Raw genomic sequence first — 15,485 nt, 5'->3', positions numbered from 1 at the left:
ACTACAGAAAGTTTTAGATTCTGTCGCTTCGGTCGTTCTCCTTTCGCTTCACAGGCTGGATCCTAGGTATGTCACTACACCGAACCGTTCTTGTAATTGCTGCCTCGAGTGATGATGTAATCAAGTATCGACAGCAGTTACAGCACGATAGGAGGGTGACATATGAAATTCTCTCAAAGCAATACAATGCTCTAGAGTTGCCTCTGCCGCAATCGCAGAAAATTGACAGCATTCTCTTAGAGCTTCATTCCCGTTCCAGCAGCAATACGTTGCTACTGGAGCTAAAGCATCAGATGGGCAATAGTTGCCCGCCAATTGTGGTGGTTGATGACGAAGATATAGAAAGTGCAGTCCAGGCTTTTAGGAATGGTGCAGCGGACTATTTAGTCAGAGATCGATTCACCTCTGAGGATTTGTGTCGGGCGCTGGAAAGTACGATCGCAAACGCCGAACTCCGTCGGGAGTGTCAACAGCGTCAGCACCAGACTATCGAGGCACTGCAACAGCTTAACCAGGAGTTGACCGATCGGGTCGTTGAACTGCAAACCCTGCTGGATATTTTGCCAGTCGGAGTCGCGATCGCAACGGATTCCGACTGTACGCACATGCACAGCAACGCCTACCTGCGGCAGTTACTCGGGGTTACCTCTGACGACAATATCTCGAAGAGTGCGTCCGCTGCCAATCAGCCCCCTTATCAAACCTTCCGCCATGGAGTAGAAATCGCTGCTGAAGATCTGCCGATGCAGATTGCGGGTCGCTCTGGTAAACAGGTGAACGACGTGGAATTTGATATTCTGCTGCCGGATGGGACCCTGCGCCAACTGCTGTGCTACGCAACGCCCCTGCAGAGCGACCAAAACCAAATTCGAGGCGTAATCGGCGCTTTTCTGGATATCACCGAGCGTCATCGAGATGCACTTGCCCTCAAAGCGAGTCAGCAGCGCTACCGCGAACTTGCCGAAGCGATGCCCCAAATGATCTGGACTGCCGATGCCAATGGCGTTGTGACCTACCGCAATCAGCGCTGGTACGAATACACTGGCATGAGTGATGCAGAGTCGATCGGAGTCGCTAGAGCCGATGCTGTCCACCCCGATGAACGAGATCAGGCTTTGAAGGTGTGGCGAACTGCGATCGCAACGGGAGAGCCTTTTGAAATAGAGTGCCGCTTTCGTCGTTGGGATGGTGAGTATCAGTGGTTTATTTGCCGAGCCGTACCCACCCGAGACGGTGAAGGTCAAATCACAGGCTGGATTGGCACGATTACCAATATTGATGACCAGAAGCAGCTAGAAGCCAGATTATTAGATGAAATTGCGAACCGTCAGCGGATGGATATCGCCCTGCAGCAAAGCCAGAAACGCCTTGAACTGGCCATGGTAGCTGCTCAGTTGGGCAGCTGGGATTGGGATATTCAGACTGGCACAATTCATTGGTCTACCAGTCTAGAGGGCTTACTTGGCATGGCTCCCGGCAGCTTTGATGGGCAGTATGAAACGTTCAGAACCATGATTCATCCTGACGATCTGACCCGGGTTGACCAAGCCATTCATCGCGCGATTTATGATCGGCAAGACTACAACATTGAGTTTCGCTTCATCAAGCCTGACGGGGCAGTGCGTTGGGCATTGAGCTTAGGGCGGGTCTTCTATGATGCCAATGGGAATCCTGTCGCCATGACTGGGGTCGATATGGATATCTCAGAGCGCAGGCAGGTAGAAGCCGATCTGCGCTCCAGTGAAGAACGATTCCGCAACTTAGCAGACCACGCACCCATGAAGATTTGGGTGACGGATGCTACTGGATATTGCACCTATCTCAACCAGCGCTGGTACAAGTTCACCGGGCAAACCGAAGCAACAGGGTTGGGATTCGGTTGGCTGGAGGCTGTGCACCCCGATGATCGCGAATTTTCTAAAGTTATCTTCCTGAATGCCTTAGAGCAGCAAATGGCTTTTCAACTGGAATATCGGTTGCGCCGGCATGATGGTGAATATTGTTGGGCGATCGATGCCGCGAGTCCTTGGATTGGGCAGAATGGGGAATTCAAAGGCTATATCGGCTCTGTGGTCAATATTCATGATCGCAAACAGGCAGAACTGGCGTTGCAAGAAGCCCATATTCAGCTAGAAGCCGCTCTGGTGGCGGGGGCGATCTACACCTGGCGCTGGAATATCGTTGAGGATGTGTTTGCTGCCGATCGCAATTTTGCTCATCTGTTCGGCGTTGATCCTGAGGAAGCGGTCACAGGTGTTTCCCTAGAGGCTCTTCTAAACGGCATTCATCCCGACGATCGCGATCGCATTGTTGCCTGCATTGAACATGCGATCGCAACTGGCGAAACCTACACCGAAGAGTACCGTGTCCTGAATGCTGACGGAGAAGAACGCTGTGTGATTGCTCGGGGACAGGTTGAATATGATGCGAATGGAAAGGCGATCGCTTTTCCGGGTGCCCTCGTCGATATTACCGAACGCAGAAAAACTGAGGAGGCGTTGCAGCGCTCTGAGGAGCGCTATCGTACTCTGTTTGAATCAATGGACGAAGGCTTTTGCGTCATTGAAATGATCTTTGATCAGAACGATCAGCCCGTCGATTACATCTTTTTAGAAACGAATCCGGCGTTTGAGAGACAGTGCGGGCTTTATGACGTCCAGGGCAAGCGGATGCGCGAGCTGATTCCGCACCATGAGGATCATTGGTTTGAAATCTATGGCAGTGTTGCCCAAACCGGAACCCCTGTCCGATTTGAGAATTCGGCTGAAGCGTTGCAGCGGTGGTACGACCTTTATGCCTATCGCGTTGGGCTTCCTCATGAGCGGAAAGTGGCTGTTCTCTTCAAAGACATCACTGAGCGCAAACTTGCCGAAGAAGCCCTGCGCCAGAGTGAAGACCGCTTCCGCATCGCCATTGAGTCAGCCCAACTCGGCACTTGGGACTTGAATCCGAAGACGGGCGTTATGAAATGGGACGATCGGTGCAAAGCTGTATTTGGCATGTCGCCCACAGCCAACATTGACTATGACATTTTCCTAGCAGGACTGCATCCAGACGATCGAGATCGCACTCATCAAGTCGTGCTGCAATCGTTCAATCCTGAGAGCAGCGGTGATTACGACATTGAATATCGCACCGTGGGGCTTGAAGACGGGATTGAACGATGGGTCGCCGCGAAAGGAAAAGCTTTCTGCAATTCAGATGGAGAGGTGATTCGCTTTATTGGAACGGTGCGTGACATTACCGAGAAGAAACAGGCGGAGACCGAACGCGACCAGCTCCTTCAGCGCGAACAGGCTGCCAGAGCAGAAGCCGAACGGGCTAATCGGATCAAAGATGAATTTCTAGCTGTACTCTCTCATGAATTGCGATCGCCCCTGAACCCCATTTTGGGGTGGACTAAACTCCTGCAATTGGGCAGGTTAGACACTGCTAAAACTGCTGAAGCCCTCGCGACCATTGAGCGCAACGCCAAGTTGCAGACGCAACTCATTGATGACCTGCTGGATGTCGCTAAAATTTTGCGTGGCAAGCTGAGCCTAAATATGGCTGCTGCCAATCTATCTTTCGCCGTTGAAGCAGCGATCGGCACCGTCAGTGCGGCCGCTGCTGCTAAATCTATTTCGTTACGGGCTGTCCTACCCAACGTTGGACAAGTCTTTGGAGATATTGCCCGGCTTCAGCAGATTGTCTGGAACCTGTTGTCCAACGCGATCAAATTCACGCCCCAAGGTGGGCGCGTAGATGTTCAGCTTCAACAGGTGGGCACTGAAGTTCATATCACCGTTAAAGATACCGGCAAAGGCATCAGCTCAGACTTTCTGCCTTACCTATTTGAATCTTTCCAACAGGAAGACGCTTCGATCACACGCAAATATGGCGGTCTTGGACTCGGATTGGCAATTGTTCGTCAATTGGTCGAGGCTCACGGCGGTACTATCACGGCGCACAGCCTCGGGGAAGGACTAGGCGCGACGTTCACTGTCCAACTGCCTCTCCTCAACGTTACACCGGAGATTCAGCCGCTAGATGAATCTCCACAACAGGAACTTGACCTGACAGGAATTCGCGTGCTGGCGATCGATGACGAACCAGATGCCCGTGAGTTGTTAACAGCACTACTGACCCAATACGGTGCAGATGTTTTAACCGTTGCTTCTGCGGCAGAGGTGTTGTTAAATTTAGAAGCCTTTCAACCGACTGTGCTCGTGAGCGATATTGCGATGCCTGAAGTTGATGGCTATACATTGATTCAAACGATCCGTGCGTTACCTCCCACGCAAGGGGGGCAGATTCCTGCGATCGCCCTGACTGCTTATGCGAGAGAGGACGATCACAAACGGGCAATCAGCAGCGGGTTTCAACGCCACATCACAAAGCCCCTTGACCCAGAACGATTAGTTCAAGCAGTAGTAACCCTTGCCCAGAATCAACTCAATGCCTGTTTGTAAGGTGGTTTACATCGGGCATCTCGAACCAGACCGGGAGCGTTTGAAATTGACTTCCAGACATCGGATGAAGTACAACGCCAGGTTGAAACTGTCTTCACAAGAATCGAATGATTTGTCCGGACGATCTGCCCCGATTGGGAAGAGTGAATTGGTAGATGCACCCTGATTATTTGCCCTGGTTTCTGACCAGGGTTTTTTATTGCCATTTTTTGAAAATCTTCCGGATTGAATCTCCTCAGTCAGAAGAGTGAATTGGTAGATGCACCCTGATTATTTGCCCTGGTTTCTGACCAGGGTTTTTTATTTTTAAAAATCAATCTGAGGATTTCTGGTTCTTCTTCTCGATCGATACTTCTCCAAAAATCCTAAAATCCCCACCGCCAACTGTTCTGGATACTCTTCATGCAATCCAAGTGATCCCGGCATTCGATAAACTTGCACGCCTGAAAAATGTGCTAAGACTTCCACTTCTTGACGAGATTTTGCAGGCATGTTTTCCCCAATCACCATCATCACAGGTACAGGCAAGGGCTGAAACCAGCTAAACCAATCCTCACGCGACTTGGCGCGATCGAGTCCTCCCGTGACAAATGCGGCTGAGGCAAATCTCGATCGCTTCGCCCGTGTCGTCTTCCACTTTTGCTCAATCAGTTCCGGCGTAATGTTCTGCGGATCTGCAAACACATGCCGCTGATACATCATTCTTAGAAATCCACGAGTCGTATTCAGAAAATACAAAAACTGTCCAATCAACGGCAGCCCAACCAATTTTTGCAAAATCCGATATACCCAACGATGTTCCCCCATCGCAGTTGGCAATGGACCTCGCCAGGTTGGGCATACCAACACCACCCATTCCCAAGGCGGCTGCCGCTGTGCTAACTCCATCACATACCCTGCTGAATGACCTGCGGCAATGACAACCACTGGATCAGGAAACATTGCCTGCACAAAATTTCGCAAACATGCCTCATATAAAGCAGGTGTATAAGCAACTGCCGGACGCGACGACTCCCCGAATCCAATCCAGTCGATCGTATAAACCTGATAATTTCCCGCCAACTGTTTCGCTAAGCCGCGCATCTCCGCCCGACTCGACACCGAACTTAATGCCGGAAGCAACAAAATGGGCTGCCCTTCCCCCACCACCTCATATGCCAACGTTAGCGCCTTCCCTTTCCAACTCCAGCGATGCTCTCGCAGTTCAGGACACTCGATCGTATCTGTTGGGGGATATTCGCTCATGCAAAACTGCCTCAGCCGCTAACTCAGTCCTCTATTGTCCAACAAAAAAGGCAGCCTACATCAAATTTTGTAGACTACCCGAATCGAATAGGAGTAATTGAGTGAAACTTTCTGCGATCGTGGCAACAGTTATCGCTAAACTCGTTGAGAATTTGCTTTCTACTGTGTCTCATCAATCATGAGAGAAGTGCAACCAACTTAGAAACCTAAGCATTTTGCCTTCGTAAATTGTCAGATCGCTCGTAACCTCTAATCTTTCTAACAGTCGTCTGATCACTGATTCTGGGAGATTCTACGGCTTTCGTCTAGTCTTCACTACATTTGAGGATTCGTCTTAGTTTGTACGGAGAATTTCATGGCTTTTCTGACCAGATGTCTGACCAGATGGCGAAAATTTCGCGTCTTAATCTCGTATTGATCCAGATAAATCGTCGAGCATTAGGACTGAGTTTAATGAATTTTCTGATAATCTCCGATTTGACCTCCGAAATTTAGCGATCAGCACTACGGATTAGAAAAAACTAATGCAGTACATCTACGAGGCAGACATTGCGATCGCTGCCGCCAAACAAGCAACGATTCTGTGCAAACACGTGCAGCACTCGATCCAGTTGACAAGTTTAGAAAAGCTCGATCAGTCTCCTGTCACGATCGCGGATTTTGGATCGCAGGCGATCATTTGCCGATTCCTCGCTGAACATTTTCCGCAGGATGCGATCGTGGCAGAAGAATCCTCTGCCCTTTTGCGTCAATCTCCGACCCAATTTAGTGCCGTTCAGAAGCTCATTCCTAATGCAACTCCGGATCAAATCTTGGACTGGATCGATTTGGGACAGGGCAAAGTCGAAGAACGATTTTGGACACTTGATCCGATCGATGGAACGAAAGGTTTTTTGAGAAATCAGCAGTATGCGATTGCGATCGCCTTGATTGAATCCGGCGAAGTCAAAGTCGGTGTCCTGTCCTGTCCTGCGTTTGAAGAGGGCTGCCTATTTGTGGCAATTCGGGGTCAAGGTACGCGCCGAATTTCCCTCGAAACTGGCGCATCTCGCACGCTCTCAGCTTTAGATACGCCAAATTTCCGTCTTGCTGAAAGTGTAGAAACCAGCCACGGTGACCCAGAGTTACAGCGCAGGATTGCTCGATCGATTGGATTCACAACTCCATCGCTTCAGATGGATAGTCAGGCAAAATATGGTGCGATCGCATCCGGTCACGCTGGACTCTACATGAGACTACCTTGGAAAGAAAAGCCGAACTATCGAGAGAACATTTGGGATCATGCAGCGGGTGCCATCATTGTCGAAGAAGCGGGGGGACGGGTCACCGACATGGACGGCAACCCCCTCAATTTTTCGGTCTCCGCCCAACTGATTGAGAATCGTGGCATCATCGCGAGTTCAGGTGAAATTCATGCAGCAGTGCTGGCATCAATAGCGCAGCAGATGTCCCAAACGACCCCGGACAACCAGCAGGGTGAATAGAGAGATCGTGACACTCATCACCAAATTTGTTTTTCTCAAGTCTGTGCCCCGCAGGAGTACCTCCATCATGATGGCAGGCAAAACAATCCCGGCACTCGCTAGCATCAAATACAGCTTTGGCTCATGTTTCAGAACATTCGTAATCATCGCCAGTAAAATTCCGAGCGGGATGAAAAATGCGCTGTAGAAGATAAACATCGATGCCAGTGAGAAATCCCACGTGGCAATCTGGACGGTTTGCTCCAATACAAGGAACAGTCCGGCCGTCGCAACGAACCAGAGCACGGACAAAACCATCAACATTCTGGGTGAGAGCCAGTGACGAATCTGTTTTGCGATCGCACGCGATCCGTTGGGGAACATGTGCTGCCAAGCCAGATAAATCGCTGCTCCAATTGCGCCACCAGCTGTATTTGTACAAATATCAATCCAACTCGATGCCCGCCACGGTAGAAAAACTTGCAGCGTTTCTACCAGAAGAGACAGCGCTGTACTCAAGATCACAACGAGTAAAAATGTTGCTTTTGGTCTGAATCTTCGCTGACGCAATTCGTAAGCTAAATCAATTCCAAATGGCATAAATAGAAAAACATTGCCGACAATATCGCTGAAGCCACTTGCATGCTGAAAAAAACTGCGCATTGCGCTTCTGAATGTCACTCCTTCTGCTGTGAAATTAAACGGCAATAGCGTTACCAGCAAAACGAGTAAAACACTACTTAGCGTAATAAAAATCGAACGATGGGAAGAAGAATTGCTCATAGTCTCAAAGCGATCGTGCGTGACTGTTGATAGAATTTGGAGATTTTTCTAATCGGCAAACCGAGTGCTCTCACTCTCTTCATGCTCGGCAGACAGTATTCCGTTCAGGATCAAATCAATCTTGTCCATCTACTGTAGCGAAACTTTTTGAGACTGCAATGTCAGTGCGGACATAGCATAGGGTTTACATGATCTCAATCACAAGAATGAGTGAATTTTCTACTGAATTGTCAGTAATCTACATGGATTCAAATTTGAGGCACCCTTGCACGATTGCCCAATTTCACTCCCTATTCAATCACCCAAATGGAATTTTTTGCACCTCTATTTTGTTTAAGTAAAGATGACCAAGTTTGGATAAAGATTACGTAGAAATACTGGAAAATTATGCAGAGATGGTAGAGACTTGACTCAGCCAACCTTCAGACGATAATTACAACGTCAACCAGGGGCACCGTCTGCTTGAGTCCATAAGTTCTGATCGAGGTCAAGCTCAATGGACTGTGATTTTAGCGTCCTGATGCCGTGAGGTGCAGAAAGTTTATGAGTAGTTCGAGTTGTCGGTTTTGTGGTTCACCACTGCATCATACGTTCGTTGATTTGGGAATGTCGCCACTGTGCCAAACCCATATCACTCCTGAGCAATTAAACGAGATGGAGCCGTTTTACCCACTCCATACTTATGTTTGTGAGAATTGCTTTCTAGTGCAATTGCAGGAGTTCGTGAGTCCCCAGGACATCTTTACTGAGTACGCTTATTTTTCGTCCTATGTTGATGCGCTGCTCAAGAATGCCAGCGATTATAGCGATCTAATGGTTGAGCGCTTCGGCTTCAATGCTCAGAGTAAAGTGGTTGAGATTGCCAGCAATGATGGATATCTGTTGCAGTATTTCCACAAAAAAGGCATTCCCGTATTAGGCGTTGAACCTGCAGTCAACGTCTCGCAAGTTGCAAAAGACAAAGGCATTCCCGTAGTCAACAAGTTCTTCGGTGTGCAGACTGCAACCGAACTTGCTGCCGACGGCAAAGCTGATTTGCTTCTAGGTAACAATGTTTTGGCACATGTTCCCGACATTAATGATTTTGTCGGTGGCATGAAGATTATGCTGAAGCCAGACGGCGTTATCACAATGGAGTTTCCGCATCTGATGCGGCTGATGGAAGAGAATCAATTTGACACGATTTACCACGAGCATTTCTCGTATTTGTCCTTCATGGCGGTAAATCGCATTTTTGCATTCCACGGGCTGACATTGTTTGATGTGCAAGAAATCCCAATTCACGGTGGATCGCTGCGGATTTACGCGCGCCACACCGACGACGAATCGAAGCCGATTAGCGATCGTGTGACTGAACTGTTAGAACGTGAGAAAACCGCTGGATTCGACAAACTCGAAACCTATTCTCATTTCACAGAACAAGTCAAAGAAACCAAGCGCAAATTACTGGAATTCTTGATCACTGCCAAGCAGAAAGGGAAGAGCATTGCAGGATATGGTGCGCCTGGAAAAGGAAACACCTTGCTCAACTACTGTGGTATCCGGACTGATTTTCTGGACTACACGGTCGATCGCAATCCCTATAAGCAAGGTAAATACACGCCTGGAACCCATATCCCCATCTACTCTCCGGACAAGATCCGAGAAACAAAACCCGATTATCTGTTGATTCTTCCCTGGAACGTCAAAGACGAAGTGATGGAGCAAGTCTCTTACATTCGTGAATGGGGCGGTCAGTTCGTGGTTCCTATTCCTGAAGTCAAAATTTACGCCTAGCACTTTTGGGTGTGAGTTTTGATGCGAGTTTTGCCAGTCTTGTGTTCTTGATGAGCTTTGAGTTCTACCGTTGTTCAAATCGATTTATGAGTGGAAGTAGTGTAGGCGCGAGCCTCAACGAAGAGAAACTAATGACTAACCCAACCCAAACCCGACTCCGTACGAAAGACATCATCGCTCAAGACCTTGACTATATCTGTGGCAACCTCACTGAAGAGTTTGGCACGATGGCAGGCAAGAATCTACTCATTACCGGTGGTGCAGGCTTCTTAGGTTACTATTTTGTCCAAGCCGTTTTACATTGGAACCAGAAGCAAGAATCAGCCCAGCAAATTCGCCTCACAGTCTACGATAACTATTCACGAGGCGTTCCGACTTGGCTAACGGATCTCAAAGATGATCCAACTTTGACCTTACTCAAGCATGATATGACTCAACCGTTGCCCGCAGATATGGGCGACTTCCAGTACATCATTCATGCAGCTTCGATTGCGTCTCCCACGTTCTACCGCCGAGATCCAATCGGCACCATGGATGCCAACGTCAACGGACTTCGCAATCTGCTGGAATACTTCAAAAATCAGAAGGATCAAGGTAAAGAAGTTGGCGGATTTCTATTCTTCTCGAGCAGTGAGATTTACGGCGATCCGACTCCAGAGAACATCCCAACTCCTGAAGACTACCGGGGGAATGTTTCCTGTACGGGACCTCGTGCCTGCTATGACGAAGCGAAGCGCTATGGCGAAACGCTGTGTGTGAACTTTGCTCAACAGTACGGATTACCGATTAAATCTGCCCGTCCGTTCAACAACTACGGACCTGGCTTGAAAATTACCGATCGACGTTTACTTCCCGACTTTGCACGCGATGTCTTCAGTGGTCGAGATATCACGATGCTTTCGGATGGTTCACCAAAGCGTACCTTTTGTTATTCGGCTGATTCGATCACGGGTTACTACAAAGTTCTCGTCAAAGGTCACGCAGGCGAAGCTTACAATATCGGAATCGAAACCCCTGAAATCTCAGTTCTAGAACTCGCTGAAAGAGTCGTTGCGCTCTCGAAAGAACTGTTTGGATACGAAGGTCAAGTGATTCGCAAAGTGAGCGAAGACAAGGACTATCTGGTTGACAATCCGGTTCGCCGTTGTCCTGTCATTGAGAAAGCAAGAACTCATCTCGGCTACAATCCAACGATCGGAATTGAAGAAGGACTACGTCGATCGCTGATTTGGTACGAAGGCAATCAAGAAGCGGAGGATGCATAATGCAAGTTTCAATTATTGGAACAGGTTATGTTGGCTTAGTTTCAGGCGTTTGCTTTGCAGAGAAAGGACATCAAGTATTCTGTGTTGATGTCGATCAATCAAAAGTAGACCAGATCAATCAGGGCGTTTCTCCCTTCTATGAGCCTGGATTGAATGAACTATTAGAGCGCAACATTCACACTCGGCTCAAAGCCACGACTGATTTCCGCCAAGCGATTCTCGACACAGATCTTTCACTCATTGCTGTGGGAACTCCATTTGACGGTAAAGAGGTCGATCTGACTTACGTGAAGCAAGTCGCTCAGCAGATTGGAGAAGCACTCAAGGATAAATCGACTTATCACTTAGTCGTTGTCAAAAGTACTGTTGTGCCTGGAACAACTGATCAAGTGGTTCTCCCGATTCTCGAAGCCGCTTCAGGTAAGAAAGCTGGTGTTGACTTTGGTGTGGGAATGAACCCGGAATTTCTCACCGAAGGTGAAGCGATCGACGATTTTATGTACCCGGATCGGATTGTGCTCGGCGGGATTGATGAACAAAGCATCGATATGCTAGACGCACTCTATACGGGGTTTGAGAATGTCGATCGCTTAAGAACGAACAACTCCACCGCAGAGATGATCAAATACACGTCAAACTCATTGTTGGCGCTGTTGATCTCTTTCTCGAATGAAGTTGGTAATCTGTGTTCTGCAATTGGCAACACCGACATTGTGGAAGTCATGAAAGGCGTCCATAACAGTCGTTACTTGACGACCGTGCTGCCGAATGGCGAGCGTGTTGTTCCGCCCATTACTAGCTTCCTCGCCGCAGGCTGCGGATTTGGTGGAAGCTGTCTCCCCAAAGATGTGAAAGCTTTGATCGCTCATGGTGAGAAGTATCAAAGTCTGATGCCCTTGTTAGATGCAGTCATTCAAGTCAATCAATCTCAACCGCAGCAAGTCATTGCCCGATTGAACAAGCATTTTCCGTCACTCGATGGAGTGAAGATTGCAATTCTTGGTCTGTCATTTAGACCGAATACGAATGACATGCGCGAAACGCCTGCAATTCCCTTGATCAAAGCACTCAAAGCACAGAATGCATCCCTCAAAGCTTATGATCCGGTTGCAAATTCAGAAGCAGCAAAGTTGATCCGCCCAGAAGAGGCTGAACTTTGCAATAGCTTGAAAGAAGTCCTTGAGAATGTTGATGCGATCGTGCTTGTGACTCGTTGGGATGAGTTCAAAGCCGTTCCCGAACTGATTGCTCAATTTGATCCACAGCCCGTCTTTGTGGATGGTCGCCGAATGTTGGATAAGAATTCGATCCAACGATACGAAGGCATTGGACTTTAAGCAAGACAGCAATCCTTGATCAAGATAATCGCTCGATCAAGGATTGACCCTGGTTACAATTGAAGTAAGGAACCCTTATGCACACCGTTTATTTCGATTCCCCGGTGAGTGACGAAGTTAGACGCGATCGCCTTTACAATGGTCAGCTATTTCTTTACTCTCCTCGCCCTAGCATGTTGGCGCTCTGTGAACATGCGCGTCAAATGATTGCAGCGGCATTCGCTCCACTCGATCCGACTCAAGCACAACATCAGTTAAGCGTCGAAGAATTTGTCGCGATCGCTGCGTCACTTAAGCCTAGTTTTATCCATCATCCCAAGTCAAAGCAGCTCATTCAGAAGATTCTGGAAGAGTATGGCTATGACTTAGAGAAAACATATTTTGATGTACCTCGCTTAAAAATCATTACGAGTCACGCCTATCTCACAGCAGGAGTCGGATATCCTTTTCATCCTCACAGAGATACCTGGTACTGTGCGCCTCCAAGCCAAGTCAATTGGTGGCTACCAGTCTATGAATTTGAGTCAGAAAGCTCAATGGCATTCCATCCAAAATACTGGAATCAGGCTGTGAAAAATAGCTCTAGTGGATTTAACTACTACGAGTACAACAATACAGGTCGTAAGAATGCTGCTCAGCATGTGAAGAAAGACACTCGTTTTCAGCCTCGTGCCGAAGAATTTGTAGATATCGATCCACAAGTTCGTCTAGTGTGCGAAGTCGGTGGAGTTCTATTGTTCTCTGGCGCACAGATGCATTCAACTGTGCCAAATACTTCTGGACACACCCGTTTTAGTATCGATTTCAGAACCGTTCATCTCGATGATCTCATTGCCAAGCAAGGCGCACCAAATATCGATAATGCTTCTACTGGAACTGCGCTCAGAGACTTTATGCGAGCGACAGATCTCGCTCAGCTGCCTGAAGAAGTTGTTGCCTTATACGAAGATACTCCTCCGCCTGAAGGCGAGTTAGTGTTTCAACCGCCTGTTGCTCTCGCTGCCTATTAGAGCCAATGAATATTACTGACCTCAAAACAGTGCTTGATCCCCAAGCGATCGGTGAAGATCTGCATCGCTTTGCGACTACGTTATATCCCATCTGTCGTAGCATTACGGGCGATGGCTTCCGAGAAACGTTGCGTCAAATCGAGCAATTTATTCCACTCAAGCGTTATGAAGTGCCCACTGGAACACAAGTGTTTGATTGGACAGTCCCGCGTGAATGGAATATCCGAGATGCTTACGTCAAAAACTCTAAAGGGGAGCGCGTCATTGACTTTAAACAGCACAATCTGCATGTTGTGAACTACAGTGTTCCAGTTCATGAAACGATGTCGCTGGAAGCCTTAAAACCGCATCTATTTAGCTTGCCTGAGCATCCAGATTGGATTCCGTATCGTACGTCTTACTACAAAGATACCTGGGGGTTCTGCTTAACTCATCAGCAGTTGCTCGACCTACCAGAGGATCAGTATGAGGTTTGTATTGACTCAACGTTAGACGCTGGAAACTTAACCTATGGGGAGTACTACTTACCTGGAGAAGTCGAAGATGAAGTCTTAGTCTCTTGTCATGCTTGCCATCCATCTTTAGCAAATGACAATCTTTCAGGAATTGCGATCGCGGTGTATCTTGCTAAAGCCTTGAGTGAGGTTGCTCGCCGCTATTCCTACCGCTTCATCTTCATTCCAGCCACGATTGGGTCAATTACTTGGTTGAGTCAAAACGAAGATCAAGTCCATCGCATCAAGCATGGTTTAGTCCTGAGTTGTCTAGGCGATCCAGGCAAGTCAACCTACAAGAAAAGTCGGCAGGGAAATGCAGAAGTCGATCGAGCTGTCACCCATGTTCTGAGCCATTCGGAGCAGGATCACAACATTATCGATTTCTTGCCCTATGGCTATGATGAGCGGCAGTTTTGCTCACCCGGGTTTAATTTGCCTGTGGGTTGCTTTATGCGATCGCCCAATAGTAAGTTCCCGGAGTACCATACCTCGGCAGACAACTTGGACTTTATCCAGTCTGAATGCCTCGCAGACTCCTTTGTGAAATGCTTAGGAGTGCTGTCAGTCTTAGAGCACAATAAGATTTATGTAAACCAGAATCCGAAGTGTGAACCTCAACTCGGTAAACGGGGACTCTATCGATCGATAGGAGGTTCCTCTGGAACTGGATTGAATGAGCTTGCATTACTGTGGACATTGAATTTGTCAGATGGACAACATTCATTGCTTGACATTGCAGAGCGATCAGGATTTAAGTTTGACGTGATTAAGCAAGTCGCAGATGCGTTGATCGAGACTCATCTGTTGAAGGAATCGGCTAACTGAGAAAATTCATTAAGAGGGATATCTGCATGAAAGTTGTTTTGTTTTGTGGCGGTCTAGGCACTCGGTTGAGAGACTATTCGGAAAAAGTTCCCAAACCGATGGTCAACATCGGGTATCGTCCTATCTTGTGGCATTTGATGAAATACTATGCTCACTATGGACACAAAGATTTCATTCTCTGTCTGGGATACAAAGCAGACTATATCAAAGAGTACTTTTTGAACTACAACGAATGCCTCTCCAATGACTTCGTGCTATCCGCAGGCGGCAAGCAAGTTCAAATGATTGGGAGTGACATTCACGACTGGCGGATTACCTTTGTTGATACTGGGTTGTCTTCTAACATCGGACAGCGCCTAAAAGCAGTTGAAAAGTATCTCGAAGGCGAAGAGATGTTCTTAGCCAACTACAGCGATGGACTTAGCAACCTGCCGCTTGATGACTTCATCGATCACTTCATGCGACATGACAAAGTTGCAAGTTTTCTCTCTGTGAAGCCGACTCAGACGTTCCACGTTGTCTCTACTCAAGAAGATGGATTAGTCAAGAGCATTGAACATGTGAACAATGCGGATCTACGCATCAATGGTGGATTCTTCGCGCTCAAGACCGAAATCTTTAAATACATGCAGCCCGGTGAGGAACTAGTGATTGAGCCATTCCAGCGCTTGATTGAGAAAGAGCAATTGGTTGCTTACAACTATGATGGCTTCTGGACTTGTATGGATACATTCAGAGACAAGCAAAATTTGGATGATATGTATTCTCAAGGGAATCCTCCCTGGGAAGTTTGGAAGACCCGAAAAACGCTCTAAGTTGCAAATCTGAGAAGG

10 protein-coding genes are annotated in these 15,485 nt (G+C 47.9%); 8 read left to right on the top strand and 2 right to left on the bottom strand.

Translation table 11 applies throughout. The annotated features are described in order from the left end of the window. Positions 1-68: 68 nt before the first annotated feature. Positions 69-4,451 (top strand): PAS domain S-box protein, encoded by a 4,383-nt coding sequence (locus LEPBO_RS36280; RefSeq protein ID WP_017286614.1) that lies wholly within the window; start codon positions 69-71, stop codon positions 4,449-4,451. Positions 4,452-4,757: 306 nt separating this feature from the next. On the opposite strand, the gene LEPBO_RS0105880 is transcribed toward LEPBO_RS36280, so the two are convergent. After that, positions 4,758-5,696, bottom strand: a complete 939-nt coding sequence (locus LEPBO_RS0105880; protein WP_017286613.1) for an alpha/beta fold hydrolase — start codon at positions 5,694-5,696, stop codon at positions 4,758-4,760. 524 nt (positions 5,697-6,220) lie between these two features. Here LEPBO_RS0105880 and LEPBO_RS0105875 point away from each other — a divergent pair. Then, a complete protein-coding gene (locus LEPBO_RS0105875) occupies positions 6,221-7,180 on the top strand; it encodes an inositol monophosphatase family protein (protein WP_017286612.1) in 960 nt (319 codons plus the stop codon). Here the strand turns inward: LEPBO_RS0105875 and LEPBO_RS0105870 are convergent. Continuing rightward, on the bottom strand, positions 7,127-7,942 hold the full coding sequence (locus LEPBO_RS0105870) for a VanZ family protein (RefSeq protein ID WP_017286611.1): 816 nt from the start codon (positions 7,940-7,942) through the stop codon (positions 7,127-7,129). The genes LEPBO_RS0105875 and LEPBO_RS0105870 overlap by 54 nt on opposite strands. 543 nt (positions 7,943-8,485) lie before the next feature. Here LEPBO_RS0105870 and LEPBO_RS0105865 point away from each other — a divergent pair. The 6 genes from LEPBO_RS0105865 to LEPBO_RS0105840 all read left to right on the top strand — a co-directional run bounded on the left by LEPBO_RS0105865 (position 8,486) and on the right by LEPBO_RS0105840 (position 15,467). Beyond that, positions 8,486-9,718, top strand: coding sequence for a class I SAM-dependent methyltransferase (locus LEPBO_RS0105865; RefSeq protein ID WP_036044424.1), 1,233 nt, complete (start codon positions 8,486-8,488; stop codon positions 9,716-9,718). A gap of 131 nt (positions 9,719-9,849) precedes the next feature. Then, entirely contained in the window at positions 9,850-10,983 is a 1,134-nt protein-coding gene (locus LEPBO_RS0105860) for an NAD-dependent epimerase/dehydratase family protein (protein WP_051077844.1), read from the top strand. Beyond that, on the top strand, positions 10,983-12,320 hold the full coding sequence (locus tag LEPBO_RS0105855) for a UDP-glucose dehydrogenase family protein (RefSeq protein WP_017286608.1): 1,338 nt from the start codon (positions 10,983-10,985) through the stop codon (positions 12,318-12,320). Before LEPBO_RS0105860 ends, LEPBO_RS0105855 begins: the two co-directional genes overlap by 1 nt. A gap of 104 nt (positions 12,321-12,424) precedes the next feature. Beyond that, a complete protein-coding gene (locus tag LEPBO_RS0105850) occupies positions 12,425-13,330 on the top strand; it encodes a phytanoyl-CoA dioxygenase family protein (protein ID WP_263970823.1) in 906 nt (301 codons plus the stop codon). 5 nt (positions 13,331-13,335) lie between these two features. Then, positions 13,336-14,652, top strand: coding sequence for a DUF4910 domain-containing protein (locus LEPBO_RS0105845; RefSeq protein ID WP_017286606.1), 1,317 nt, complete (start codon positions 13,336-13,338; stop codon positions 14,650-14,652). Positions 14,653-14,678: 26 nt separating this feature from the next. Next, on the top strand, positions 14,679-15,467 hold the full coding sequence (locus LEPBO_RS0105840) for a glucose-1-phosphate cytidylyltransferase (RefSeq protein WP_017286605.1): 789 nt from the start codon (positions 14,679-14,681) through the stop codon (positions 15,465-15,467). Positions 15,468-15,485: the final 18 nt, after the last annotated feature.

The organism is Leptolyngbya boryana PCC 6306 (genome assembly GCF_000353285.1).
Classification (GTDB): Bacteria; Cyanobacteriota; Cyanobacteriia; order Leptolyngbyales; family Leptolyngbyaceae; genus Leptolyngbya; species Leptolyngbya boryana.
Note: the sequence above shows the minus strand (reverse complement) of the source record. Positions and strands in the feature narration are given on the sequence as shown.